The 26,312-nt window shown below is 42.2% G+C and carries 12 protein-coding genes; 8 read left to right on the top strand and 4 right to left on the bottom strand.

Going from position 1 to position 26,312, the window contains the following annotated elements:
• Positions 1-48: 48 nt before the first annotated feature.
• The 8 genes from N473_RS09910 (at position 49) to N473_RS09875 (ending at position 10,194) form a co-directional block, all read left to right on the top strand.
• Complete coding sequence (locus tag N473_RS09910) at positions 49-1,038, top strand: hypothetical protein (protein WP_155735568.1); 990 nt, start codon at positions 49-51, stop codon at positions 1,036-1,038.
• A gap of 208 nt (positions 1,039-1,246) precedes the next feature.
• Entirely contained in the window at positions 1,247-1,564 is a 318-nt protein-coding gene (locus N473_RS09905) for an antibiotic biosynthesis monooxygenase family protein (RefSeq protein WP_063367774.1), read from the top strand.
• A gap of 19 nt (positions 1,565-1,583) precedes the next feature.
• Positions 1,584-2,276 (top strand): helix-turn-helix transcriptional regulator, encoded by a 693-nt coding sequence (locus N473_RS09900; protein ID WP_039610828.1) that lies wholly within the window; start codon positions 1,584-1,586, stop codon positions 2,274-2,276.
• Positions 2,277-2,553: 277 nt separating this feature from the next.
• Positions 2,554-5,025: a TonB-dependent receptor gene (locus N473_RS09895; protein WP_063367773.1), complete on the top strand. Its 2,472-nt coding sequence runs from the start codon at positions 2,554-2,556 to the stop codon at positions 5,023-5,025.
• A gap of 214 nt (positions 5,026-5,239) precedes the next feature.
• A complete protein-coding gene (locus tag N473_RS09890) occupies positions 5,240-5,869 on the top strand; it encodes a hypothetical protein (RefSeq protein WP_063367772.1) in 630 nt (209 codons plus the stop codon).
• A 49-nt stretch (positions 5,870-5,918) separates the two neighbouring features.
• Entirely contained in the window at positions 5,919-6,500 is a 582-nt protein-coding gene (locus N473_RS09885; protein ID WP_063367771.1) for a hypothetical protein, read from the top strand.
• Positions 6,501-6,785: 285 nt separating this feature from the next.
• Entirely contained in the window at positions 6,786-9,002 is a 2,217-nt protein-coding gene (locus N473_RS09880) for a DUF6351 family protein (protein WP_063367770.1), read from the top strand.
• A 430-nt stretch (positions 9,003-9,432) separates the two neighbouring features.
• Positions 9,433-10,194 (top strand): hypothetical protein, encoded by a 762-nt coding sequence (locus N473_RS09875; protein ID WP_063367769.1) that lies wholly within the window; start codon positions 9,433-9,435, stop codon positions 10,192-10,194.
• Positions 10,195-10,644: 450 nt separating this feature from the next.
• On the opposite strand, the gene N473_RS09870 is transcribed toward N473_RS09875, so the two are convergent.
• The 4 genes from N473_RS09870 to N473_RS09855 all read right to left on the bottom strand — a co-directional run.
• Positions 10,645-15,138, bottom strand: coding sequence for a hypothetical protein (locus tag N473_RS09870; RefSeq protein ID WP_063367768.1), 4,494 nt, complete (start codon positions 15,136-15,138; stop codon positions 10,645-10,647).
• Positions 15,139-15,167: 29 nt separating this feature from the next.
• Positions 15,168-15,491, bottom strand: a complete 324-nt coding sequence (locus tag N473_RS09865; RefSeq protein ID WP_063367767.1) for a hypothetical protein — start codon at positions 15,489-15,491, stop codon at positions 15,168-15,170.
• Positions 15,492-15,572: 81 nt separating this feature from the next.
• Positions 15,573-17,237, bottom strand: coding sequence for an O-antigen ligase family protein (locus tag N473_RS09860; RefSeq protein ID WP_063367766.1), 1,665 nt, complete (start codon positions 17,235-17,237; stop codon positions 15,573-15,575).
• 551 nt (positions 17,238-17,788) lie between these two features.
• The coding region (locus N473_RS09855) for a tandem-95 repeat protein (RefSeq protein WP_063367765.1) at positions 17,789-26,312 on the bottom strand (8,524 nt) is incomplete at its 5' end.

Raw genomic sequence — 26,312 nt, 5'->3', positions numbered from 1 at the left:
ATAAAAACGCTATATGATACAGCATCTTTTCTAGATAAAGTTTACATTGTGAACAAGCGCCATACACAGCCTATTGCAGAAAATAAACGCATTATATTATCGAGCTTATTGCTTTTCTCTGCCCTTTTACTAACCGCATATCATTTTTATAATAAACCGAACACGCAGGCTGAACACATTCAAAACAACGCCCGTTTGAGTAGCGACGACTTATCCTCGAAAAACAAAGGCGAAACAGCGCTTAGCCCCATGCAAAATCAACAACTTGCAATTGAGTTAACCCACACAGTCGTTCAGAGTCATCCGCGGCTGTTAGTTAAGAGTAAGCCAACCTGGCGTCTAGAGGACGATTTCAAAACGCATTTTGAAAAACTGCTCGAAAAGTCGAAAAGCGGCAATTTAGAATCAAAGTATATTATTGCCCAAAACCTCAAGTACTGTTTGTCCTCACCCAAGAATGATGACCAATTAAATACTAAGTTAGAGCAGCTAGCACAATTTAGTGATGCAAGTACATCCATAGATACAGCTTTAAATCAGTTTACCTACTGCAAAGGTTTAAGCAATGATGAGACAAAAGCCTATTACGCTTATCTTGAAGATGCTGCGAAAAGTGGGTTTGTGCCAGCACAAGAAGCTTTTGCCAATATACATGCTGAGTTTTACATGAAATCACAAAATATAACGACGGAAAATAGAGCACTGTATATTGCGACACGAGATAAATTTAACGACCAAAGATTGGGATTTTTACAACGCGCAAGTCAGCATGGCAGTGAAAAAGCCATAATGGCATTGTCAAACCTATACTACACACAACAACAAAGTGATGAACATAGCTTTGCCAAGTCTTATGCCTTAAATAAACTCATCATGGAAATAACGGACAGTGACGATATATACAACCGTTACAGTTGGTATGAACAAAAGCAGTACCCAAACATGTCTGAAGAAGAGTTAGAATATGCTCATGCGATGGTTGAACAGTGGCTTCAAATTATTAAGACAAACGGTACACTTTATCCGAACAGTAAATGATAGTCTTGCTATCCAGTCACTACAATAAAGTCCACAAACCTAAGCTTTACAAATTGAGGCTATGACTTAGCGAGATAATATACGCTGAAATATGCCGCAGTTAGCTTTTATAAAATGAGCAGGTATCGCGTAAAATGCCACACTACTGACGCTCCCTGACATAGCCCTTTGCTCTAATTGTGAGACCAATATTAAGGAGCAAGCTATTATGAATCAAAATGTCATTAAAATCGTTTCGTTCACATTGAACAAAGGCGTATCGCTAGAGCAACTTCTGGAAAAGAGTACTGCATCTGGAGAGTTTGTGGCGAAACAACCTGGCTTTATATATCGCTCATTAGCACAGCAAGCCAATACAGATACGTTCGTTGATATTAGTTATTGGCAAACCATGGAAGACTGTCAACACATGCAACTGGCGTTTGAAGACACAGCTGTATGTCAGGCATATTGTGCGTTAGTTGATTCGGAGTCAGTTGGGATCAGCCATCACTCGGTGCTATCACAAAGTGACTGTACTGCTTAAATTATTAGTGGAGTAAATCGTGCATAAATCAGAACGATTGTTTCAACTCGTCAATCACTTAAAAGGTCGCAAAGTAGCAGTGACCGCTAAACAGCTAGCCGAGCGATTGGCAGTGTCTGAGCGCACGATTTACCGAGATATTCAAAATCTACAAACTTCTGGTGTCCCCGTAGAAGGCGAGGCTGGTATTGGGTATTTAATCCGAGACTATGATTTACCGCCGATGATGTTTTCTCCTCAAGAGCTTCAAGCTTTGCTTATCGGCAGCCAAATGATAAAGGCGTGGACTGACCCACAATTATCACAACACGCTCAATCTGCCATTGCTAAAATTGATGCAGTTTTACCACCTCACCTCAAACAGCTTAACGATAACCTACCTTTTCTTGCAGTAGGCTACGCTCATGGTGAGAAAGATCAAAATCATAGCCAGATAATCCGCTTAGCAATAGAGAGTAGAAATCGACTTTGTTTATATTACGAAGATGCCCATGAAGTGCAAAGTACACGAGATATCGAACCGCTCGGGCTGGTCTATTGGGGAGGAAAATGGACCATTATTGCCTTCTGTTTACTGCGCAATGCATATCGTGAGTTTAGACTGGATAGAATAAAAGCCGTGGAGAAAAAAGAAGAAACCTTTTTGTTCGAGCAGACAAAAAGCATGGCGCACTACATTGAGATTGTTCGCTCAGCGCAATGTAAACAATAAGTTGTGCAATTTTCATTCTTATAAGACCAGTAACCAACAACGCAATCATTGCAACAAATCAAACATCCTCCCCCCAAATAAAAAACGATAAAAACACAAACAAAACAATTAAAAAACCCATAAAGCACATATACAAAACAAATAAACAAACTTGCTACATTGATTAACTTTGGCAACTTTTATTAAACGCAAATGAGAGTTGTTATCATTTGCCATCGCTGTTAGTATGCGCCCCCTCTGCGAATAAACAATCATATTGCGAAGTATGGAGTGTAATATGCAATTCTCTCTTTCACTAAATTCAAAAAGTGTTCTTGCAACTGCGATTAAAGTTGCTTTATTAGGTGGCGTTGTCGCAACAGCTCAGGCTGCAGAACAAGCCCAAGAAGACATCGAGCGCATCAGCGTTTATAACAAGCACAATGCACTGATTTTAGAATCAGGTACTGCCACCAAATCAAACATGGCCCTGATGCAAACACCAGCTGCAGTTGTGGTTGTTGATAAAGAATTGCTAGATTCTCAATCTGCAATTACGCTACAAGACGCCATCAGAAATGTGAGTGGCTTTACACAAGCCGGTAACAACTATGGTATTGGCGATAACCTTGCGATCCGAGGTTTAGGTGTCAACTATACATACGATGGTATGTACGGCGGTGCGAGCTTGGGTAACAATTATAACCCGACTCGCTCTATGACAAATATTGAGAGCATGGAAGTGTTAAAAGGCCCAGCAACAGGCTTATATGGTATTGGCGCAGCGGGTGGTGTGGTTAACTTAATTGAGAAAAAGCCACAGTTTGAAGAAGCTTATGCACTTAGTGCAAAAGTAGGTAGCTGGAACACCTACGGACTCATGCTAGATGCAACCAACGCAATCACTGATGACTTAGCATATCGCGTGGTGCTGAATCATGAGCGCAGTGATGGCTACCGTGATTTGCAGCAAGACCGCGATGAAGTGTATGCGAGCTTAAAGTTTGAAGCATCGAAAGATCATGCTTTGTTATTCTCAGCGGCGTATATTAATGATGCCATGCAAGTTGACTCAGTAGGCGATCCGGTACGAATCGTTAACTGGGACAGTATTAATGGCGATCCAAGAAAGCTTACAGGCGCAGATCTACCAAATGACCCGAAGTTTATCACTAACGAAGCAGGCAAAATTGAGTACTTAGGTATCCAATTGACCGAAGCGCAACGTGAACAACTTGCTGCCTCTATTAATACAACAGACGGCCTTCGACCGATTGATTTAGGTGACTCAAGCCTTATTTCTCCGTTATCTACGCCTAACGACGGCCAAGAATTGCGCTTTAAACTTCGCCATGACTGGCACTTGGGTGAAGAGTCAACATTGACTCAGCAAGTTCTGTGGCGCGAATATGATTCAGACTTGGTGCGTCAAACAGGTGCTTACAACTATGTTTACTGGAACCGCTCAGACCGCGCACACGGTTCAATCATAAACGCGAACCCTCGCGCTCCGTTAGTCACTGACGATGGTGAGCTACACCCTTATGCAGCGCGTCGTCAGGAATACCGACGTGCTATTTCTAATGAACAAACATGGCAATACTTTGCGGACTTGCAGCTTGGTTGGAGCCATGGCGATATCAGTGGTGAACACCTTATCAGTGCAAACTATGAACAACGCGATATGTCATTCAAGCAATGGTCTGCCTATGATGCTGATGGTAATAAGTCCGGCAATGCAATCCCATATATTTTAGACATTCGTAATCCAAACTGGGGCGCGGGTGATTTTATGGATTACGACCCAAGTGTAAGAAGTAACTACAATAAATCACTTACTGCATACGGTATTAGCGCTCAAGAAGTCTTATATCTAACAGACGCACTAACTGCGAGAGCTGGCGTTGCTTACACTACAATTAAGCAAGAATATCAGCACCTGGGTACTGATAGAGTCAAAGGGATGAGACCTGAATATGATACTGATGATTCTGGCCTGACCTATTCACTTGGTATTAACTATCAAATCATCCCAGAAGTTTCGGCATTCGTGAACGTTGGTAAAGGCCGCACAGCTTTCGGTATTTTATCTACAATCACAAATGGCGTGGAAACGCCGAACCAACCAGACTCAGAATCAGAGACTCTAGATATTGGTATCCGCTTTACTGCATTTGACGAAGATCTACTTGGTTCAATTGTTATATTTGACACTAAACGTACTAACTTACGTTACAGCAACCCTGAGTATGATGAGCAAAAAGGCGCTGAGTTTAACGCTGGTATTCCAGAGTTCAAATACGATAACAATGAAACGACTAAAGGTGTCGAATTTGACCTAAACTTAGCACTAGCTGAAGCTTGGAAGCTAAACGTGAATGCAACATATCAAGAAGCGTTATCCATTCATCATCAAGAATCAGATCCAGACAAAAGAGAAGCAGCCAAAAAAGGGATACCTGAAAAAATGGCTGGCACTTGGTTAACACATACTGTTAATCAAGTATTTGGAGGTGATCTTGAACTCAGTTTAGGTATGCAATATGTCGGTGAACGTACCGTAAACCACCCTTCATTTGGTTTACCAACGGCGAAAATCGATGGCTACACCCGCTGGGATATGTCAGCAGCTTACTACTTTGACAATTATCACCTTCAGCTAAATATTGAGAACTTAACTGACGGCACACACTACAGTAAAGCGCTATTCTTAGGCGGTTTACCTGCTAACGAACGCAACGCTGAGCTCACGTTCAACTACCAGTTCTAAATATTTTAAATATTTAATCGGCGGCAAATTCACTTGCCGCCTTTTTTATATCACAGCGTTTGTCTTTAGCTTTATCTATAAAGTCTATCAGACTATACCGTTCTTTGAGCTGCATAATAAAAGCATATTACTTCTTTATATCGGCATAAACTGGCCTATTACTTGCTAAAAAATTAAGGTTTTTATCACTGTTGCCGCTTATAAGGATATATCAATGAGTATCATCTCTGTCATCAATCAAAATCGAGCATTTCAAAGCCAACACAATGCAATAAATAAAAGCATTGAAAAACACGCTGAGTTCGCGTCACTGTTGAACAAAACAATCAATAGCAAACCTGAAGTCACCGACCCCGCTCTCATAATGCCAGTGTCTCTTAATCGAAATTATGACGAAATATCAGATCAAGCCCGCGAGTATTATCAACTCGCACTCGAGATAGCTAAAGAACGAGTCGACCCCGAACTCGAAGATGAACGTTTGAGAGAAATTCAGCTGTACAAAGAAACCACTATTGAAATTATGGACATGCCCATCGAGGTTGAAATTGAACAGCATGAAATCAATGAGGCCCTCTTGTTTGGAAGCCTCGGCATTGATTTTTTAAAGTATAAAGAAATGGGCGTACGTATTGATATGCTCAACTTAATGGAACAAGACATCAACAGCTCTCAAACTCTGCTGAGCAGTGATAAAGAAAAGCTCAAAAGCGTATTGAACGAAAGGCGACAGGTATTGGAGCGGCAACGAGAAGAAATGCTTGCAGGCACCTATTTAGAACAGAATACAGATCACAAAGACGCAATTCAAAAGCGTTTTGATACCATTGACTTTAAGCCTTGATCATATCGACACCATACTTTAATTAAATAACCACTAAATAAGGATATCTATGAGTAGTATTTCAACTTTAAAACACATGCCTTTCGTTGAAGCTCAACAATATTCGATGCGTAACAAGTTAACGCAGCACGCAAATTTTGCCTCAACCTTGCAAGATGCATTAACAGAAAAGCCTAATCAAAGTAACTCAGATCATTTGATGGCACTGTCACTGAATGTCAATTTTGATGAAATTAGTGAACAAACAAGGAGATACTACTATGAACAAGTCTTACCTAATGCCAGAGAACGCGTAGATAAGAGCCAAAGTGTAAAAAACCAAAAAATCCAACTCTTTGAAGAAGCCGTCATCGAGATAAGAGATATTGCAATAAAAGTCGACATTGAAATTGATGAGGTCAACGAAGCATTACTGTTTAGCAGCCTCGGAATTGATTTTTTAAAGTACAAAGAAGCTGGCGTTCGTGCCGATATGCTCAGTTTACTAGAAAAAGACGTTTATCAATCTGAGGCGTTAACACTCCCTGAAAAACAAATACTCGTAGACACTATTTCGCTTGAAAAGGACAAACTGACACTATTACAAGAAAGTATATTAGCTGGTACTTATTCGCCCGACGAACACACTTAAAAAATGTCCAACAAAGATACCATGATAATTGAAGGCAACGTGGTATTTTATAAATAAAAATTTAAGTATTTAAGACTTTTTAACAGCCATATTAATATTGTTAATTTTAGTTTTTTTGATCAAGCTATCTATACTATTAAAATCAATTACCCATGAAAAATCAATCTTTAATATCATGTTTTATATATTAATATTTTTCAGTTCACCTTAAATAACAAACATATAACAACATAACAGTAAGACCAATTCTAAACTTAAAGTAACGGCAGAGTCATAGAGGTGTTTATGTTAAAAAAGCTCATGTTGGTCTTATTATTACTAGTTAGCATTGGTTTCGCATTTTGGTTTTATCAAGATTACACAAATGAAGATCGTTACTTTGCCGTTCAAAACAAAGCGCAGCCGAAAGATAACTATTTACTTGATTTTAATACTCATATTTCTCAGATCATAAGACCTCCAGAGCGCTTTTCATTCCCAATATCAATCGGAGAGATAGGTCCCACAGAAAGCCTGTACTCAGGTCCAAATCAATACCCCTTTTATTGTATGACACGAGACTCTTTGCTCGGCCAACCTGAAGTAGACAACCATAAGATGCTAGGGATCCCTGTTTATAAAAACAAAAAAATAATCGGTTATAGCAAAGACTGCTCAATAAAAACGCGAATTAACTATTACACATTGGGAAATGAAGGCGACACATTTAAAGCCAGCAAAGTAACCGACTTAGACCAAGCAAAGAAGACAACTCAGCCCCTATTTAGAGTAGAGCAAGGGTCCATTAATCGTTTTATCTACACCATAGTTATGCCGATAACAAAGACCGAGATAGGCAACCGTTTAGCAAAGAGCAAATGGAACAATCGCTTGATCTATCAATTTAACGGCGGCTCTGGAATTGGATTTAGACAAGGTCGGCAAAAAGCCGCTCGGGTCATGACTCGTCAAGCACAGCAATTGCTTGATGGCTATGCTGTCATTAGCTCTAGTGGTAACAAAACGAGCTACACGTACAACATGCTTTTGGCTGAAGACACGGCGCGCAGAGTAAAACTGCAATTTACCAGTTTATACGGCTCACCTCTTTACACTGTCGGTGTTGGTGGGTCCGGAGGTGGGCTTGCCCAATACTTGATAGCTCAAAATAGTGAGGGAATTTTAGATGGGCTTATCCCCCTATACAGCTACCCTGACATGATCACACAAACAACCTATGCATTAGACTGTGACTTACTCAACAACTATTTTACGTTTAGAGCAGACAACAAAAAATCATGGCGTGATTGGGAACGACGTCGTCTCATCGAAGGTATGAATGCCATCAATGGTTTTCCACAAAAAGGCGGGTTCTTGCAGCCCATTAATCAGTTAATGTCAGGGTTTGTACCTAGCTTCCCTAAAGGCAGTAGCGAATGCATCAATGGTTACTTTGGCTTATCCGCATTCATTAATAATCCAAGGCAAGGCTTTATCAGAGAGCACTTTACCAGTCATGTTGTGACAGAAACCAACTGGAGCTATTGGCAGGATATGTCACATATCTTCGGCACAGACCAATTTGGGTATGGGCTGAGTACTTGGGACAATGTGGGCGTACAATATGGGTTGAATGCCCTAAAGGCCAAAGAAATCTCAATAGATGAATTCTTGCACCTCAACGCGAATATCGGAGCTTGGAAGCCCCAACACCAAATGCAACAAGAAGAAATAGTGCTCCCTCTCGGTCATAAAGTGCCTATTTGGTTAACCCTATGGGGGAATCATAATATCACAACACCTATCGATAAGGTCGCACCAAGGCATGTCGGTTCCATTAAAGCAATGAACAAAGCGTACTTATCTGGGCAAGTATTCATAGGTGATATAGATATTCCAGTCATTGATGCAAGACACTATTTGGAAAACGAGCTCGATATGCACCATATGTCCGCGTCTTTCTACAGCCGACTTCGGATAGAAAATCGCAAAGGGAATAGTCATAACCACATCATTTGGGTTGCACACAAAAATTTTAATCCAACCGAGCAAGCATTTGCAATGATGGACTTGTGGCTAACAAAGCTAGCTTCTGTAAAGCATGCGGATGTTGCTGCTGCCAAACCAAAGGGCTTAAACGATACCTGCTTTGGCCCTGATGGAGCGATTTTCGCTCAAGGTGAAGGCGTATTTGATGGTAAATGGAACGACAAAAGTGAAGGGGCTTGTCAAAATCGATTTCCCATGTTCAGTACTAGCAGAATTGAAGCGGGCGGTAACTGGGATGGCGCTATATTCAAATGCCCGCTGATGCCTGTCTCACAAGCGATTGAGCAAGGATTATATGGCAATGTGCAAATGTCTGATCATATTGCGAGCCTAGAGCAGATTTTCCCACTTGGTGTTTGTGATTACGGTGGAACGGACGTTGGCCTGCCTAAGCAGCCTCACTTTCAAAACGCCAACCTTAACAATACGCAAAAATATATAAACTCCCTCTCTGTGCAAGTCTCTCATGATTAATAATTTGGATGGAGCCAATTAAGACCGATTAAAAAAACAAACTTATTTACTTATACAAAGTTGATTAGCAATACAAACGGATTAAAATTTATTTGTTAGGACGTCACCAAATTCGCTATCTAAATACTTGTATAAATACATCTATAAATTCTGAGTAATATTAAACCTATTTTCCTTGTAAAATTTGATTAATTAAATTTTTTCATTGCCATAGATTAAAATCCATTTTATATTCATATTGTTCCAATAAAGTGAACTAGATTTTTACCTGGACATGGATGTTCAATTTAATCATTTTACCCTGAAGTCAGTTACCTGCACCTAGTCAAAATTAAGAACTGTTTTAAATTGTGTAAAAGTGTTAATTGTTATTTTAGTTTAACTAAAACAGCTCTACTATTAGGTACACACTTTAACTGCGGGTACACTCATGAATCTTAAAACTTTTTCGGCAATTCCTTTATCGCTTTCTCTATTAGCAGGCTGCTCTAGTGAAACCACCGAATCAGCAAATGTTAAAACAGAGGCTATTTGGGCTGATATTTATGTTACGTCACAGGGAGAAGATAGCCGTGTCATTGCAGAGCTCAACGTCAGTTCAAGAAACGGGAATAATATAAAACTTTCAGATAAGGATAAATTACACGCCACGGCCGCAGGCATCACCAAAGATTTAACAATTGATGATGGTTTTTTAGATATAGACTACCGAGCCACTTTTAACGTAGCCGAAAAAGACACACGATTCGTTGTCACGCTGACTAGAGCCGAGAGCAACGATACGCTGCAGACAGAACTCTTATTACCAGCACCATTTACCATTATTACACCGCAAAAAAATCAATCTTACTATAAGCAAGATACGGTCGAAATCAACTGGACACCTGACGATGCAACCGATACTCGATTAGATGCTCTACTGACTATCCGATGTAAAAACAAAGACGGCAATGAAGAAAGCATAGCCCAGTCGTATACTGATTTAACAGATGACGGCAACCTCAGTGTAGACTTGTCATCACTTGATGGTTTCGACTCTGAAACACTGAATGACAAAAAGTCATGTGAAGCTGACATATACATGGAAAGGATCAGATACAGCTCTCTTGATACTAAATATGCAGAAGGTAGTCGTGCAAGGGCCATTCAAGAACGCTACTCAGATAAATTTGAAGTAAGACTATTTCAATAGAATGCTCAGATAAAAGTCTGCAACTTTTCTGAAAGCATCGCTCAAACAAAATAAATCTTCTGGACGATAAAATTGTGCTGTCAGCCATTGTGAAGTAGAGCTTATAGCCAATTTTAAGTCCTGTCGCATTTTGACAGATAAATTCGGTCGTACAATGAGACTTTCTTAGAACCTCATCAATCATAGCACCTCGTTAAGCAGCACAAGATACATCACTCAGCAGGTAAGATACTACTTGAGTGGCGCGCATCCAGTTAATTTATGATGAGCTATAAAGCGAAGGGGAAGACTTTACAACATTACCGATTAGATAAATTTTAAAAATGGTGCTGTATAATAAATTCGAGCATTGGCTGCACAGTATTCGAAAAAATAAATTCTGTGGAGCTATTGAAGAAATGAGCAATAAAAAAGCCTATTCGCTGAATAGGCTTTTCTTTTTAAATTACTTTATTGCTGAACACAATATAATCTTGCGTAAGCGCTACAATTGGCTGTTCCATTATCTAACCAAGTGTTTGAAACAGATTCTGAGTCACCTATTTTTGCACCTGTAGGAGCATAATAATCCCAACCATTTGAGCTCGTAAAGTCGCGACAGGCTTCCCAACTGTATCTCTGCCCATTAGACTCAAGGTTAGTCCAAACAGCCCCCGTTACTGCATTACCATTTTCATCGTAGTTAAATGCGATTGAGCGACTGCCAGATAAGAAATCTCCAAATTTACCCACAACTAAACTACCGTCTGTTCGATAGTAATTATAGCCAGAGGCCAATAGAGTCATTACCGATGACCTTGAACCTGAGCCTAAGATGGCTTTATAAGTTCCTTTAGGCACTACACTACTGCTATCAGCTGCAGCTTGACAGCTCGCATCAGCACCCGAAACCCTTCCTAAATTAGCGCTGTAACGCTGACTTGTTGTAAACACCATTCTGTTTTCGGTGCTCGGGGTACCCTGAACTAAAAGCATCCAATAACTAGTATCAAAAACCGGATTTATTCGCGAGCCTCCTTCGACATCCTTCAGTGCGATGTAAAGGTGACCATCCAAATATCTAGCCACTTCTCCGGCTTGATAGGAAATAGTTGTACTCCATGCTAATTTAGCGGGGTTGAGCTTCATTGAGTGCTGTACTGCATTGTCCACATAAGTTGTGCTGGCTTTCTCTGCCAAAGAGGCATCTACGGATGTCTTATCTGCTTTAAGCGCCAAAGCCGTATTCATATCCGCTTGGTTTGCTTTGTTATTCAAAGCTGCATCAATGGTCGTTTTATCCGCTTTAGTTGCAAGGGCAGTGTCTACCGCTGCTTGATTAGCCTTCCCAGCTAATGCTGCGTTCATCGCTGTTTGATCCGCTTTGCCCGCAAGTGCTATATCAATCGCAACTTTGTCCGCTTTATCTGCTAATGCAGCATTCATTGCTGTCTTATCTGCTTTATTCGCAAGCGCAGTGTCTACGACGGCTTTGTCCGCCTTACCTGCTAACGCATCATTCATGATTGCTTGATCTGCTTTGCTGGCAAGGGCCGTATCAACCGCTGTTTGGTCCGCTTTGCTGGCAAGGGCTGTATCAACCGCAGCTTGGTCCGCTTTGCTAGCAAGTGCTGTATTTACAGCCGTTTGATCTGCTTTGCTGGCAAGGGCTGTATCAACCGCAGCTTGGTCCGCTTTACTGGCAAGGGCTGTATCAACCGCAGTTTGGTCCGCTTTGCTCGCAAGTGCTGTATTTACAGCCGTTTGATCTGCTTTGCTGGCAAGGGCTGTATCAACCGCAGCTTGGTCCGCTTTGCTCGCAAGTGCTGTATTTACAGCCGTTTGATCTGCTTTGCTGGCAAGGGCTGTATCAACCGCAGCTTGGTCCGCTTTGCTCGCAAGGGCTGTATTTACAGCCGTTTGATCTGCTTTACTGGCAAGGGCTGTATCAACCGCAACTTGGTCCGCTTTGCTCGCAAGGGCTGTATTTACAGCCGTTTGATCTGCTTTGCTGGCAAGGGCTGTATCAACCGCAGCTTGGTCCGCTTTGCTCGCAAGGGCTGTATTGACCACAGCTTGGTCCGCTTTACTGGCAAGGGCTGTATCAACCGTAGCTTGGTCCGCTTTGCTCGCAAGTGCTGTATTTACAGCCGTTTGATCTGCTTTGCTGGCAAGGGCTGTATCAACCGCAACTTGATCCGCTTTGCTCGCAAGGGCTGTATCAACCGTAGTTTGGTCAGCTTTAACAGCCAGCTTAGAATCAAGTAAAGTTACGTCGGCTTTTAAGCTAAGCGCTGAATCAAACGCTGTTTTATCTACTTTCGTATCAAGCATACCTGTAATTGTAATCGTATCTGCTTTAGACTCTAGTCCAGCGGTAAACTCTGCTTTAGACACATAGACAGTCATATCAGGTAAATCAGCTTTCAATGCAAATTGTGATTCATCATAACTTGCGCCTTTAGCTAATAGCTGCCATGGCTGCTGTAAATTACCCTGTGGGTCTGTAGGAGGCACAGCTACTGTGCTTTGTGTTGCAATATAAGCACTCCCCATATATGTGATCACATCACCCGCATTGAATTCAGTAACTAAGTTATAGCCCTCAGCAATAAACGTAATACCAGTATCACCTTTGGACGCAAACAACGTCCACTGTGTTGTCGCCTCTTTTGGTGAAAGGTTTGCTTGCTCACTTGCAGAAATTGCAACTTTTGCAATGTATGCACTGCCTTCAAAGGTAACAACATCGTCTATCGCATAAGCTGATACAGAAGACCAAGCACCTACTACTTGTAAACCTTTGTCTCCCTTATCACCTTTTTGACCAGGATCGCCTTTTTCCCCAGGCTCACCTTTCTCACCGTCTTTACCATCTTTGCCGTCGATACCATCGGTGCCGTCTACACCATTGATCCCATTGATACCATCTGCACCATTTAAACCGTCTTTACCATCAGCACCATTTAAACCGTCTTTACCATCAGCACCATTTAAACCGTCTTTACCGTCTAATCCATCTTTACCGGCCAAGCCAGAGCCAACGCCATTAAACAATAATAACCAGCTATCATTGGTGTTTGATGGAGGCAGATTTGGCTCACCACCTTCTACTACTGCAACCACGACTTTTCGGGCAATATAGGCATTGTTTTCGTGGACAATGACGTCATCGATTTCGTAAGCATCGGTTGCGCTCCAATTGCCTTTGATAGATAAGCCGCGATCACCTTTGTCGCCTTTCTCACCTTTCTCACCTTGGATACCCTGGATACCTTGAATACCTTGCTCGCCTTGCAGACCTCGCTCACCTTTTTCACCTGGAATGCCTTGAATACCTTGAGCACCAGTATCACCTTTTTCACCTTTGTCGCCTTTCTCACCCTTTTCACCCTGAATACCTTGGATACCCTGAGCACCAGCGTCACCTTTTTCACCTTTCTCACCTTGAAGGCCTTGGTCACCCTTTTCACCCTGAATACCTTGAGCACCTGGTAAACCTTGTAAGCCTTGCTCACCTTGGAGACCTTGCTCACCTTTTTCGCCTTTTTCACCTTTTTCGCCTGGTAGACCCTGAATACCTTGCTGACCCGGCGCGCCATCACGACCATCTAGGCCATCTTTACCAGCTAGACCTGAACCCACACCGTTGAATAACAGTAACCAGCTATCGTTAGTATTTGATGGAGGTAAGTTAGGTTCGTTCCCTTCAACAACCGCTGCGACTGCAACTCTAGCAATATAAGCATTGTTTGCATGCACGATCACATCGTCGACTTCGTATGCTTCTGTCGCGCTCCAATTGCCTTTCATAACAAGGCCACGGTCACCCTTGTCACCTTTGTCACCTTTTTCACCTTGGGTACCCTGAATACCTTGTATGCCCTGCTCACCCGTGTCGCCTTTATCACCTTTTAGGCCCTGAACACCTTGGATACCTTGGACACCTTGGATACCTTGGTCACCTTTATCGCCTTTATCACCTTTTAAGCCTTGAAGGCCCTGGTCACCTTTTTCACCTTGAATACCCTGTGCTCCGGCATCACCTTTGTCGCCTTTGTCACCCTTCTCACCGACTTGACCTGCTTCACCTTGTTCGCCACGAGCAACTAATAGGCTCCAAACATTAGATGCAACAACAGGATTGGGGTTTATTTCTCCCTCTGGTGCGCTTATTTCTGCAATAGCGATATAAAGACTACCGTCAAACGACACAACATCATCGATGACATAGGCAGCAACTTCACTCCAAGCGCCTTTTACCTGAAGGCCTTTATCACCTTTTTCACCCTGTGCACCTGTTTCACCTTGTGGGCCAACTTCACCTTGTGCACCAGTTTCACCTTTTTCACCGCGCTCACCTTGCGCACCGGTATCACCCTTTTCGCCTTGAATACCGGGCACACCTTGCGCACCCGTATCACCTTTTTCACCCTTTTCACCTTGGGCTCCAGGCAATCCATCGGCACCATCTTGGCCGTCTGCACCATCCGCGCCTCGAAGACCAGTACTATCACCTAACCAACGACCGTTTTCATCAATAATTACATTGCCACCAATTGAAACTTGCGTTGCATCAACATCACCTTCAACTCTACTTGCAACATCCGCATGATAAGCACTCGGTGCCGTGTCAATGCTAAGGCGAGGCGACATTTCAGTATCGTCACCAACGGTAATGCCAAGTTCTAAGTCTTTATTTTTAAATATTGACGCATCAATATCATTATTTTCACCTAACCTGATGGTGTAAGCACCATCAACGACCTCGACCTCTCTGGTAGACTCCCAAACAACAAGGTCTTGCGAGTACAACTTAAATGTCATTGATACAGTGCCGTTCACAGCTTCTTGTGTATTGGAATTAGTCAACGTACCTTGATGGTTTAGTTGAGCAGCTATGGCCGGAGCAGAGATAACGCTCACAGTAGCAAGTGCTGCTGCGATAGCATTTTTAATAAACATATATTCCCTTTAATATTTTTTAATTTTAATTAATTGGTTGCAGCGTTAGAGAGGCTAAAGTTCTCTGAACTAGATTTTTTAGTCACGATCGACACAGTTGCAGCTAAATCATGGGCACCAGAGGTCGTTTTCTGGACTCGGCCACCCCCTAATTTAGACTTTTCCATTTTATGTTCAGCTACTTTTTTCCCTGGCTCAGGTTTGGGGTCTGGCTTGGGATCTGGCTTGGGGTCTGGTTTAGTGATAGGAGGTTTTCCTAAGTCATTGGCAGCTTGGTCATCACTGCCACCACAACCGGTGAGGCTGACACAAGCAAGCAGTGTCAAAGTAAAGCAATGTAATTTTATTTTCATCGTTTTCCTTTATTAAAATAACGTTCATCAATGAACTGTCTGTATTCAAAATTGTATTGGGTAAATATTTACAGTCGGGTTTTATGTTCCCCCCGTATCAATCACCGAAGCTCTATAGTTACTTGGGTAAATATCTAAGGCTCGTTGCTTATATTGCGCCGCCTTTTCGGTTAAACCTAATTGCAACGATAGCTCAGCTGCTCTTATTAAAAGATAAACATGATAAGGGTATAAATTGATTGCATGCTCTAAGCTTTTTAAAGCAGTACTCTTATTACGCTCTTTATATAAATAAAGATCAGCAAGTCGAACAGCTGCAAAATAATCGTGAGGGTTTATCTTTAATGCTTTTTCAACAAGCTTAGTTTCTCCCAAGCGAGCACCTTTTGAAGTCAAATACCCTGAAGCTGTTTTTACTACAGATAGATAAGTCAAGCTCAGTGCTACAGGTAAAAAAATTAATATTGAGCTTTTCTTTCCAATCGAAGTAAATCGTGTATCAGGCTTATCTCTGGAAAAAACAACAGAGAATAAAATAACTGAAAAAAATAAACTAACTGGGGTTAAATAGACTGAGCTAAACATGGCATGAAACGACAATGAGAACACTGCCATAAAAATCCATGCATCTATAAAGTTGCCATTTAATAAATTCCTTAATGCTCTAAACAGAACAAAACCATAAAGAAGTGCAAATAAACTCCCCCCAATCAAACCCAGTTCACTATAAAATTTTAGAATTATATTGTATGGCGAAAGCAGCACTTGATATCTAGATACATATGGTGATGACTCTGAGGTGCCAGCTTTCGAATACTTTTGATGAACAAACTCAAAGTTATTAACCCCAACACCAAAGGGGTTTTCTTTCACCATATCCAATGTATTTAAAAATATATTATCCCGACCGGTATCCATATTCTGAATAGATTGAACTTGCTCTTCTAGTTTTTCGGTTCCAGCATTTTTCCAATAACTGAAAGTTACAACAGCCAACACAAACACGAATGAAATCGAAAGGTATTTAAAAGCAAATTTCTTTGTTTTTATTAGAACAAGCAACAAGACTAATATTTCGGCACTCAACAACCCCAAAATAGTGCCTCGAGTGTTTGACTCGACTAATAGGTTCATAAGCAACATTAAGCTAGCCAAGCCCAATACTAAGTGAGCTATGGACTTACGCTTAATATATATAGATAGAACAAGTATGGGGATCCAAATATTTAAAACTTGTCCGAGATAGTTAACAAACCCAACCGGCGAAAAGTTTGTATCACCGTATGTTATTCCTAACAAATAACGTTCGTAGACAAGCACTAAACTAAATACAACTGTACTGTAAAAAACACTTTCTGTGAGTATGTCAATTAGGCGTTCTTTTTTTATTAAAGATGCTAATGTAAATATCGATATTACAGTCGCCAAGAATCTAATAATAAACTGTATGCCTTCGAATCGGTTCGGCACCCACATTAGACTAAAGAGCATGTATAGAGACAATAACCCTACTAGTAAACTAACAATATTGACACTAATTCTAGGTGAGAAGTAAACTGATAAAGATATAAGAAAGATACAAAAGAGATCAAAAACAACCCATTTGGGATAGTTGTACTGGTAATAAAATGCTTCAACATGTACAACCGAAATTGCACATGAGAATAAAATAAGAACAACTTTTAATAACGCTACCTTTGAAACCTTTATGGTTTCAAAGTAACTATCATCCGCTAACAGACGCATTAATTCCCTTTAAATAAAAACTCAAATAAAAATCACGAGATTTATACACTTTAACTAAATTAAAATCAATCAGAAAACGACATCAAAAAAAACATATTAAATTTTTCATTATTAAATATAATTTAGTTACAAATTATTTTCAGTACAATAAAAATGCACAGCTAAAGTTATAAAGTCAGAACCAAAAACTTGATAACAGCTGCAAAAGGCAGTAAATATAAAGTTAATTAAAACGAATGGGGTTGCAAAATAAACAATTAAATTAAAAATTCCCCAAGTTACCTTACCCACCTAACAAGATAAAATTATGACAACACACCTGTTATGGATGATTAATTTAAGTTGTTAGTTATTTAGTTCTCGATTGAGGTGAGTTATAAATTTTAAATTCAAAAGAAGGAAAGAGAGATAAGGAGTGCTTGATATTTGTACTGCCCGATATTATAAGTCTGCACTTTTAAAATGAGCGGCCTAAAACGTTCAAAACATGGTGAAGTTATTCAAAAAAATGAGAGCACAATATAATTTATCGTGCCCTCACTTAAAGCGTGTTAGAACTCAACCCCTATAAACAACGAAAACTCATTAATATTATTTTCACTGATATCAAAATAACGGTATTGTGCCCCCACTTCTAAGCGCTCACTCAATTTGTAGCCTAGCTCTGCGCCCATAAAGGCATTCGTTTCTGCAGCCTCATAGGTTTGTAGAAAGCGAGTATCTCGTGTGCTGGTAATTTTATACTCCCAATCAAATGCACCTATGAACACTTGGCCACTGAGCTTTTGCCATTTAAACAAGTCATAATTTACCTGTACTGTAAACCCCTCTGGTAATACAGGCGCAATGCGAGAAACAGCCAAGTGCGCCTCATTTGGCGATAAGCTTTCTCCAACAAAATTTACCCTTCCTTGCCCTAAATCGACATAGCCAACACCAATATGCCAGTTTGGGAGTAATTCGTAAAAACTACTTACAGACCAGGACCCACTAGTATTATCAATGTCTTGAATTTGAAGGCCGGAACTATTATCTAATCGCTCTCCTGCACGGGCTTCACCAACAGTCCCTTTTAAAACCCAATTGTCTGCATAAGCAGATGAGGGCAAAAGGCAACTCAAAGAGATCATGGCAAAACTCGGTAAAATAGATTTACGTCTACGAATTAACAGCGCTGAAAGTATCACAATAAGGCCCCCTCCTAAGCTACCTGATGATTTATTTTCGACAGCAATCGTTTTGTAAGCGGTCACCGTCACTTGTACAACTCCTTTTGATATCGCCCCTTTACTGTCCACCACGGTATATGTAACGATATCAACGCCTTCAAATCCTAGTTTCGGCGTGTAAGTAATTGTGCCGTCTGAATTTAAAGCCACGGCACCTTGTTCTGCTACCGCCTCAATGACAGAGAGTGCATCTCCATCCGCATCAAAGTCATTTTCGAGCACATTTAATGTAATAGAAGCTTTATCAGTAGTAGAAGCTTGGTCTAACGTTGTTGTAGGTGCAGCATTTACAGTTAAGTTAACGGCTACTGTACTACTTGCTGTACCGCCTTGCCCATCTGTGATGCTGTACTGGATCGTAGCTAAACCAACAAAAGTTTCAGGTGGTGTGTAGAGTAATTTGTTCTCTTCAATAACCACAGTACCGAAATCAACTGACGCACTGGTAATAGTCAATGTATCTCCATCAGCATCGGTATCATTGGCAAGAACATCTATCTGAATAGATTGGCCAGATCCAACTATTTTTTCATCGGCACTCGCCACTGGTAACGTATTACCATTATTTATGACGGCAACACCACCAGGATCTATAATGCTGCCGTTCGCTATGCCATCATCATCGTTAGGTCCACCATCCACGATTTGAAGTTTTACACACCAGTCTCCCTCAGTGAGACCTTCCACCCAAACATCACTGCCAGGAGGGGCACAATAGCCAGGTTCACCAAGCGATGAATAAATTTTGTTTTGCTCATCTATAACAAAGTCAACCCACTGCTCGCCTTTCAACTTGCGATATACTGCATTTAAAGGTATTGGGTTTCGCTGTGGAATAACAATACTATAACTATCACCAGCTTGAGGTAGCCCAAACGCAATAAAGTCAAATAGCCCCCCTATATTTGTCGCAGTGTCATCTTGTTGTAGCTCTTCTGGTAAAAGTTGAACACCACCAGTGCTATTTTGCGCAATCGTAACGCCTTTTCTAATACAGACGCCGGGCTCACCTTCGATCAAAAACTGTGATGACTCGAGTACTTGCTCTTGCATTACATTACAATCAGTGATCGCATCTTGATAATCAGGTATACCGTCATTATCAGAGTCACTGTGCCCCTCTTCATTGTCTGGGATGAGGTCGCCATCCGTATCTTGCGCGGTTAAAACAGCAAGCTCAGGGACTACTTCTAGATAAATCTGAGCAGTACTAGATAAGTTAGGTTCTCCATCATCAGTCGCTGTGATAGAAATGCCATAAATACCCGTCGTCAATGATTGCGGCGAGAATGCAAACTCACTATCTACTGTACTAATATTTTGCAACTCAGCATCTAATGCGCTCCATTGTAACTGCACAGTATCACCAATATTGGGGTCGCTAATTTGTGCAGTAATCGTCACCAATTGTTCATTTGCCGTAACCGTAGTACGCAATTCATTATTTTGTGAAGCATTCAAAACAATATCAGGTGCGACATTTTGCTCTACAATGGTGATCTGCGTAGTAAACTTAGCACCTCGATTCAATGACTCATCCAGAGTTACAATGATCGTTTCATTTCCTTCACTCAATCCATCTTCGAAAACACTAAATGGGATCTCTCCCTCAATGCCAGCACGTATGGTAATCGTACCACTCGAGAGTGTATGATCTGCACTATTCGCGGTCCCTGATACCGTATACGGAATTTGCACAGGGTATTGCGCCGCTTCACCATTCAAAAACACACCTAATGTAAAGTTTTGCCCTTCAGATAACTGCATATCTTTTGATAAAGAAATCAATGGATTGACAAATACATTTTGAGTTGCAAAGGTGCTTAATCCATTACTATCTTGGGCTTGCCACGTTGCTAGGTGACGCCCTGGAGGGAATAACACATTGTTGTCCACCAGTGATACGCCAATAACATTGCCATTACTGTCTGAAGCCGTTGCATTACCAAGCTCAACTTTGGTAAATAGAGCCGTTGCATTGACATTAATATCAGCAGGCACATTAATGGTCGGCGGCGTACCTTGCGCATCATTTCTAACCACTGTCAGCTCAGCAACAGCCCTGCTGATTTCGCCAGCCTCATCTTTGATCACATAATCGATGATCACTACACCATTAAACGTATCTTCTGGTGTGTAGACCAGTTCATTACCTTCAACGGTTACACTGCCCACCGACGCCTGAGCACTTAAAAGTGTCAGTAAATCCCCAGTATCCACATCGCTGTCATTGCTCAGCACCGCTAAGCGATATGTGCCCGTTGCTTCATCAAAGGTTTCTTCTGAATAGCTATCATCTTGGGCATCTGGCGCATCGTTGACATTATCTATGGTCATTGTCACAGTGGCGACATTGGACTCTAGGCCTGAAGTGTCTTTGACTGTGTAAGTAAAGGTATCATTACCCACTTCATTGGTATTGGCGGTGTATACAATTCGCCCTAAACCATCGATACTGACTTGCCCTTTTGCAGGAGAACTCACAATTGTCACACTTGATGGGTCTATTTCATTGTTACCATCCACGTCTGTATCATTGCCCAGCACATTCACCGCAAACGCCCCTTCCTCTTCAAGGGCAGCAATATCGTTAATGGCCACTGGCGCATCATTTACAGCTTCAATCGTCAGATTGACTGTGGCTGGTAAGGAGCTTAACCCCTCACTATCATTCAGGGTATAGGTGAAGCTGAACTGACCATTTTGGTCTTGTGACGGAGTAATTTGCAATTGACCATCCGTTAAAATAGCCACAGTTGCGAAATCAAACACCCCATTATTTTGTAACGTAATATTCGCGCCGTTAAAGCCTTCGTCTTCCACGTCGGTGTCATTTGATAAAACATTCAGCGTGATTGGTGTATCTTCTTGCGTTGTCACACTATCATCTGCTGCGATTGGCGCATCATTGATTTCACCGATATTAATTGACACAGTGGCCAACTCTGAAACAGCTCCGTTGCTATCTGCAATTGTATAAGTGAAGCTATCGGTACCTTCATCGTCTTCAAACGGCGTATACTCAATTGAGCCCGTATCGCCATTAGCAACTGCATTGCCTTTTTGTGGTGCCGTGACGACTGAAATATCGCCTGTTGGGATACCATCTTCAATATCCGTAGCAAAGGCCCTGACGTTGATGCTGGTCTGCTCAGCATCTTCGTCAATGTTTACCGAGATATCTTCAACTTGGGGCACATCATTTATCGCCGAGATGGTGATAGACACTGTGGCTTTGTCTGAATTATTGGCATCTTGGTCTGATATGATATAGGTAAATAAATCAGTGCCATTTACATCTCGATTAGGTGTATAAGTCGCTACTCCGTTTTCAATTAATACAGAGCCAATAGCGGGTTGATCAACGACTACAGCAGAAGAGGCCACAATATCCCCTTCAGGATCCGTGTCATTGCTTAATAGATTTACCGTCACCGGCGTATCTTCATTAGTTTGCGCGCTGTCATCCAAAGTAACAGGAGAGTCGGACACTGGCGTGATTGCAATGGTCGCAGTCACAACCGCAGATTGAGCACCAAAGCTGTCTTGTAATCGATAGGTAAAGCTATCGCTCTGCGTTTCACTGTCGTTATGCGCGTAGGCGAAGCTGCCATCTGCATTCACACTCAAGGTGCCAAACGTTGGCTGAGTTAAATCAACAATCGACAATACATCATTGCTATCTAAATCATCGTCAAGGGCAAAGTTACCGCTCAGTAGGCCTTCAGTACTGCTGACATTCAGAGTTGCTCCCTCGCTAATATTAAAGCTTGGTGCAATTGCTGTCGGGGCATCATTGGTATTATTAACAACAATATCAAACGCCGCTAAAGACGCGCTTATCTGACCATCGCTGACAGAGACAATAATGTTGGTGCCGGTACCAACATTGGCGTCAAGCGGTGTGCCTGTCATTTCCCCTGTGGCAGTATTAAATTCAATCCAAGCTGGTGCATTTTGAATGCTAAAGGTTAAGGTATCCCCATCAATATCCGTTGCGATTGGCGTAAAGCTATACGCACTGTCTTCATCGATAGAAGTTGAAGGAGCGCCGCTTATCGTTGGTGCATCATTGGTATTAACAACAGTGATATTAAACGCAGTGAGTGCGGCCGTTTCTGTACCATCTGAAACACTGATCACAATGCCTGTGTAAAGACCAACATTTGCATTGACAGGCGTGCCTGATATCGCACCAGTTGTGCTATTGAAAGACATCCAACTCGGTAAGTTTTCAATGGTAAATGTTAAATTGTCGCCATCTTTATCTTCGGCGGTAGGCACAAAGCTGTATGCACTGTCTTCATTAACTTGGTTACTTGGACTGCCTGAAATCGTTGGCGCATCATTGATATTATTGACAGTAATATTCACCGTCGCTAATTCTGAGTCTGCCTGACCATCGTTCACTTTAAAGGTAAAGCTATCCGCTCCAAAGTAATCTAAGTTACTTGTATAGCTCAACACATTACCATTGAGTGAGTAGCTACCATTGCTTGGTTCACCAACAATCTGATAAGTGAGGTTATCATTGTCTATGTCTTCTGCATTTAGAGTGATATTTACCTGTGTCTCTTCATCTACGCTAACAGCTTGTCCTGTGACCGTAGGTTGGTCATTCACCGCGTTGACAGTCAAAGAGACAGTTGCAGCCGCAGAGTCATCAGTGCCGTCACTTGCTACGAACGTAAATGTGTCTACCCCGTTGAAATTTGATGTCGGAGTATATAACCAAGTCGTATCTGATTGCTGCACCAATGTCCCGTTAGACACACCAGTGACAACACGGTAGCTCAGCGTATCATTTTCCTGATCAGTCGCACTGAGCGTAACAAGTAAACGGCCATCTTCATCTAAATTCAGGTTTTGAGCCTGCGCAATCGGCGCATCGTTCACAGGGGTCACCGTCATTGTTACTGTGGCTTTATTAGACGTTGCGCCCGCTACATCTTGAACCGTATACGTAAAAGTATCATCGCCAAAGTAATGCTCGTTCGGGGTATACACAATCCCGCCTTGCGCATTGACAACCGCCTGACCAAATTGAGGCTGGTCAACCACAGTTACACTTGCAAGATTAAAGCTGTCATTTTCATCTACGTCCGTATCATTACCCAAGACGTTCACTTCAAATGAGCCCTCTTCTTGCAAACTCGCAGTGTTATCAACGGCCACTGGCGCGTCATTCACAGGGGTTAGAGTGACAGTTACTTGGGCGGGATCAGAGGTTAACCCTTCGCTGTCAGTCAGGGTATAGTTAAACGTGAAGGTGCCATTTTGGTTTGCAACAGGCGCAATATTAAGCTGTCCGTCGGCTTGGATAGTCACCATGGCTTTTTCATAGCTACCAGCGCCATTACCTTGATCCTCAAGTGTAATATTCGCCCCGTTGAAACCTTGATCTTCTACATCACTGTCGTTTGATAAAATCGACAACAGAGTGCTCACATCTTCATCGGTTGTGACACTGTCAGCAGCGGCCACGGGTTTATCGTTTATCGCGCCAATATTGACGGTAATTGTCATCGCTGCAGATACAGCTCCAGCGCTATCTGCTACCGTGTAAGCAAAGCTATCTGAGCCTGTTTGATTTGCAGCAGGTTGATAAACAAACGTACCCTGCTGTTGGTCGATAACAACACTGCCTTTACTCGGCTGAGTCGATATTGCCAAGTCTCCTGTTGGTATACCATCCTCTATATCCGTGGTCTGCGCACGAACTTGCAGCGGATCTGAATGAGTATCCTCAGATGTATTAATCACCAATTCTTTCGCTACAGGGAGGTCATTATCAGCGGTAATAGTCACCGTCACCGTCGCCGTGTTAGAGGTGTTTTGCTGCGCATCTTTGACTGTATAAGTGAAGGTATCTACACCATTTTCATTGGCATTTGGTGTATAGGTCGCAACCCCATTTAATAGGCTCACACTCCCTTTGCTCGGTGCCGTAACAACCGTTGCAGAGGAGGCCACCATATCTTGCTCAGGATCGCTGTCGTTAGCCAATAAATTGATGTTACCTGCATTATCTTCAACCACGGTCAACACATCATTCACCGCTGTTGGCGCATCCGCAACTGGCGTGACATTAATCGTCACCGTATACGTCTCAGATGTCGCGTTTGATGCATCTTTAACCCGATAGGTAAATTGATCAGTATGGTTTTCACTACCATCATGCTGATAGGTAAAGCTACCATCTGTATTCAGTGTCAACTGACCAAATGAAGGAGCGGCGACCTGTTCTACAGTGAGCGTATCTCCGTTATCAGTATCGTCATCTGTTGCAGTGCTGAGTAAACCTGCTTGCGCAGTTACGCTCAGCGTGCCTGCTTCTTGAGTCGCAAAATTAAACGCTGTGCCACTTGGCGCATCGTTGACATTGGTCACTTCAATATTAAAGCTCGCCAATGACGCCGAATCAGTGCCATCATTCACCGAAATCACAATGCCATTGTAATCGCCTACATCAGCATCCCTTGGCGTGCCAGAAAGCACTCCTGTCGTCGTGCTAAACGTCAACCAGCTAGGCAAGTTGGTGATACTGTAAGTGTGTGTATCTTGCTCATCTGGATCAACCAAAGTAGGGGTAAAGCTATAAGCTTGGCCTTGCGCAATCGACGCTGTAGGCTGGCCAGATAAAGTCGGCGCCACGTTATACTTTTTAGTCACTGTATCTGAAATCGGATCTGCGCTGTTTCCAGCTACATCTGTTACAGTCACCGATACCGTCAAAGTACCTTCAGCCAGATTACTCACATTAATCGCGGATACTTGAGCGGTAGCAGCTGTAATATTGCCATTACCAGTCACCGAGGCATTATTTGTATCTGTGATGCTGTATGTAAATGTACCTGAACTCTCAAGACCAGTTAAACTAAAGCTTAGAGCAGACTCATTATCTCTATTGATAAGTGCTTGATCTATATTGACGGCTTGCCCTGTCGGCGCACTGGTATCGACACTCAAGTTGATTTGTTGCGCCGCTGTATTTGGGTTGCCTGCGCCGTCGGTAAACTTATCAGCAAGAATATCAAGCGTGGCATTCGCTTCTGAATTTTCACTCGGCGTGAACACCACGCTATATTGCGTGCCAGAAGTAGCTGTAAAATTACTTAAAGTCCCTCCTGAAACACTCACATCATCTACTGTGAAATTATCACTCGACTCACTCAACACAATAGTAACCGTTGCGGTTTCACCAACCTTAAGTGCAGTGTCAGATGCACTGAATGTTGTCACTGATGGGCTAGATGTATCTAGTTCACTGGTTGCGGTAACCGCTGATGCAGCGTTCCCTGCGGTATCTGTCAGTGTCACTGACAGCGTGAGTGTACCGTCATTCAGTGCACTTAAATCTATATTAGAAATAGTTTGGCTTGCAGAGGTTACCGTGCCATTGCCCGTTGCTGACGTGCCGCCATTGCTACTCGAAATAGTATAGCTGTAGGTTGCGCCTACTTCGGCACTGCTAAAGCTAAACGAGGCTGCAGTTTTTTCAGTGTTGGAATATAACGTATCGCCCAGTGACACACTGTGACCCGTTGGGGCTTTGGTATCCACCGTTATGGGCAGCTGTGTTGCTGCGGTGTTGTTATTGCCTGCTGCATCGCTAAAAGTATCTGCTGCAATGTCTAACGTGGCATTGGCCTCTGAATCCGCCGTTGGCGTAAAGAGCACACTATATTGTGTGCTTGAAGTCGAACTGAAATTACTCAGCGAGCCACCAGATACGGTGATGTCTGATGAAGTGAAAGTCGTACTGGCTTCACTCAATACAATGGAAATCGTCGCCGTTTCACCCGCTTTGAGGTTAGTATCTGAAGCACTGAAAGTGGTTACCGTC

The sequence above is a fragment of the Pseudoalteromonas luteoviolacea CPMOR-1 genome (assembly GCF_001625685.1).
GTDB classification, from domain to species: domain Bacteria; phylum Pseudomonadota; class Gammaproteobacteria; order Enterobacterales; family Alteromonadaceae; genus Pseudoalteromonas; species Pseudoalteromonas luteoviolacea_K.
This window is presented reverse-complemented; position numbering and strand designations above follow the sequence as displayed.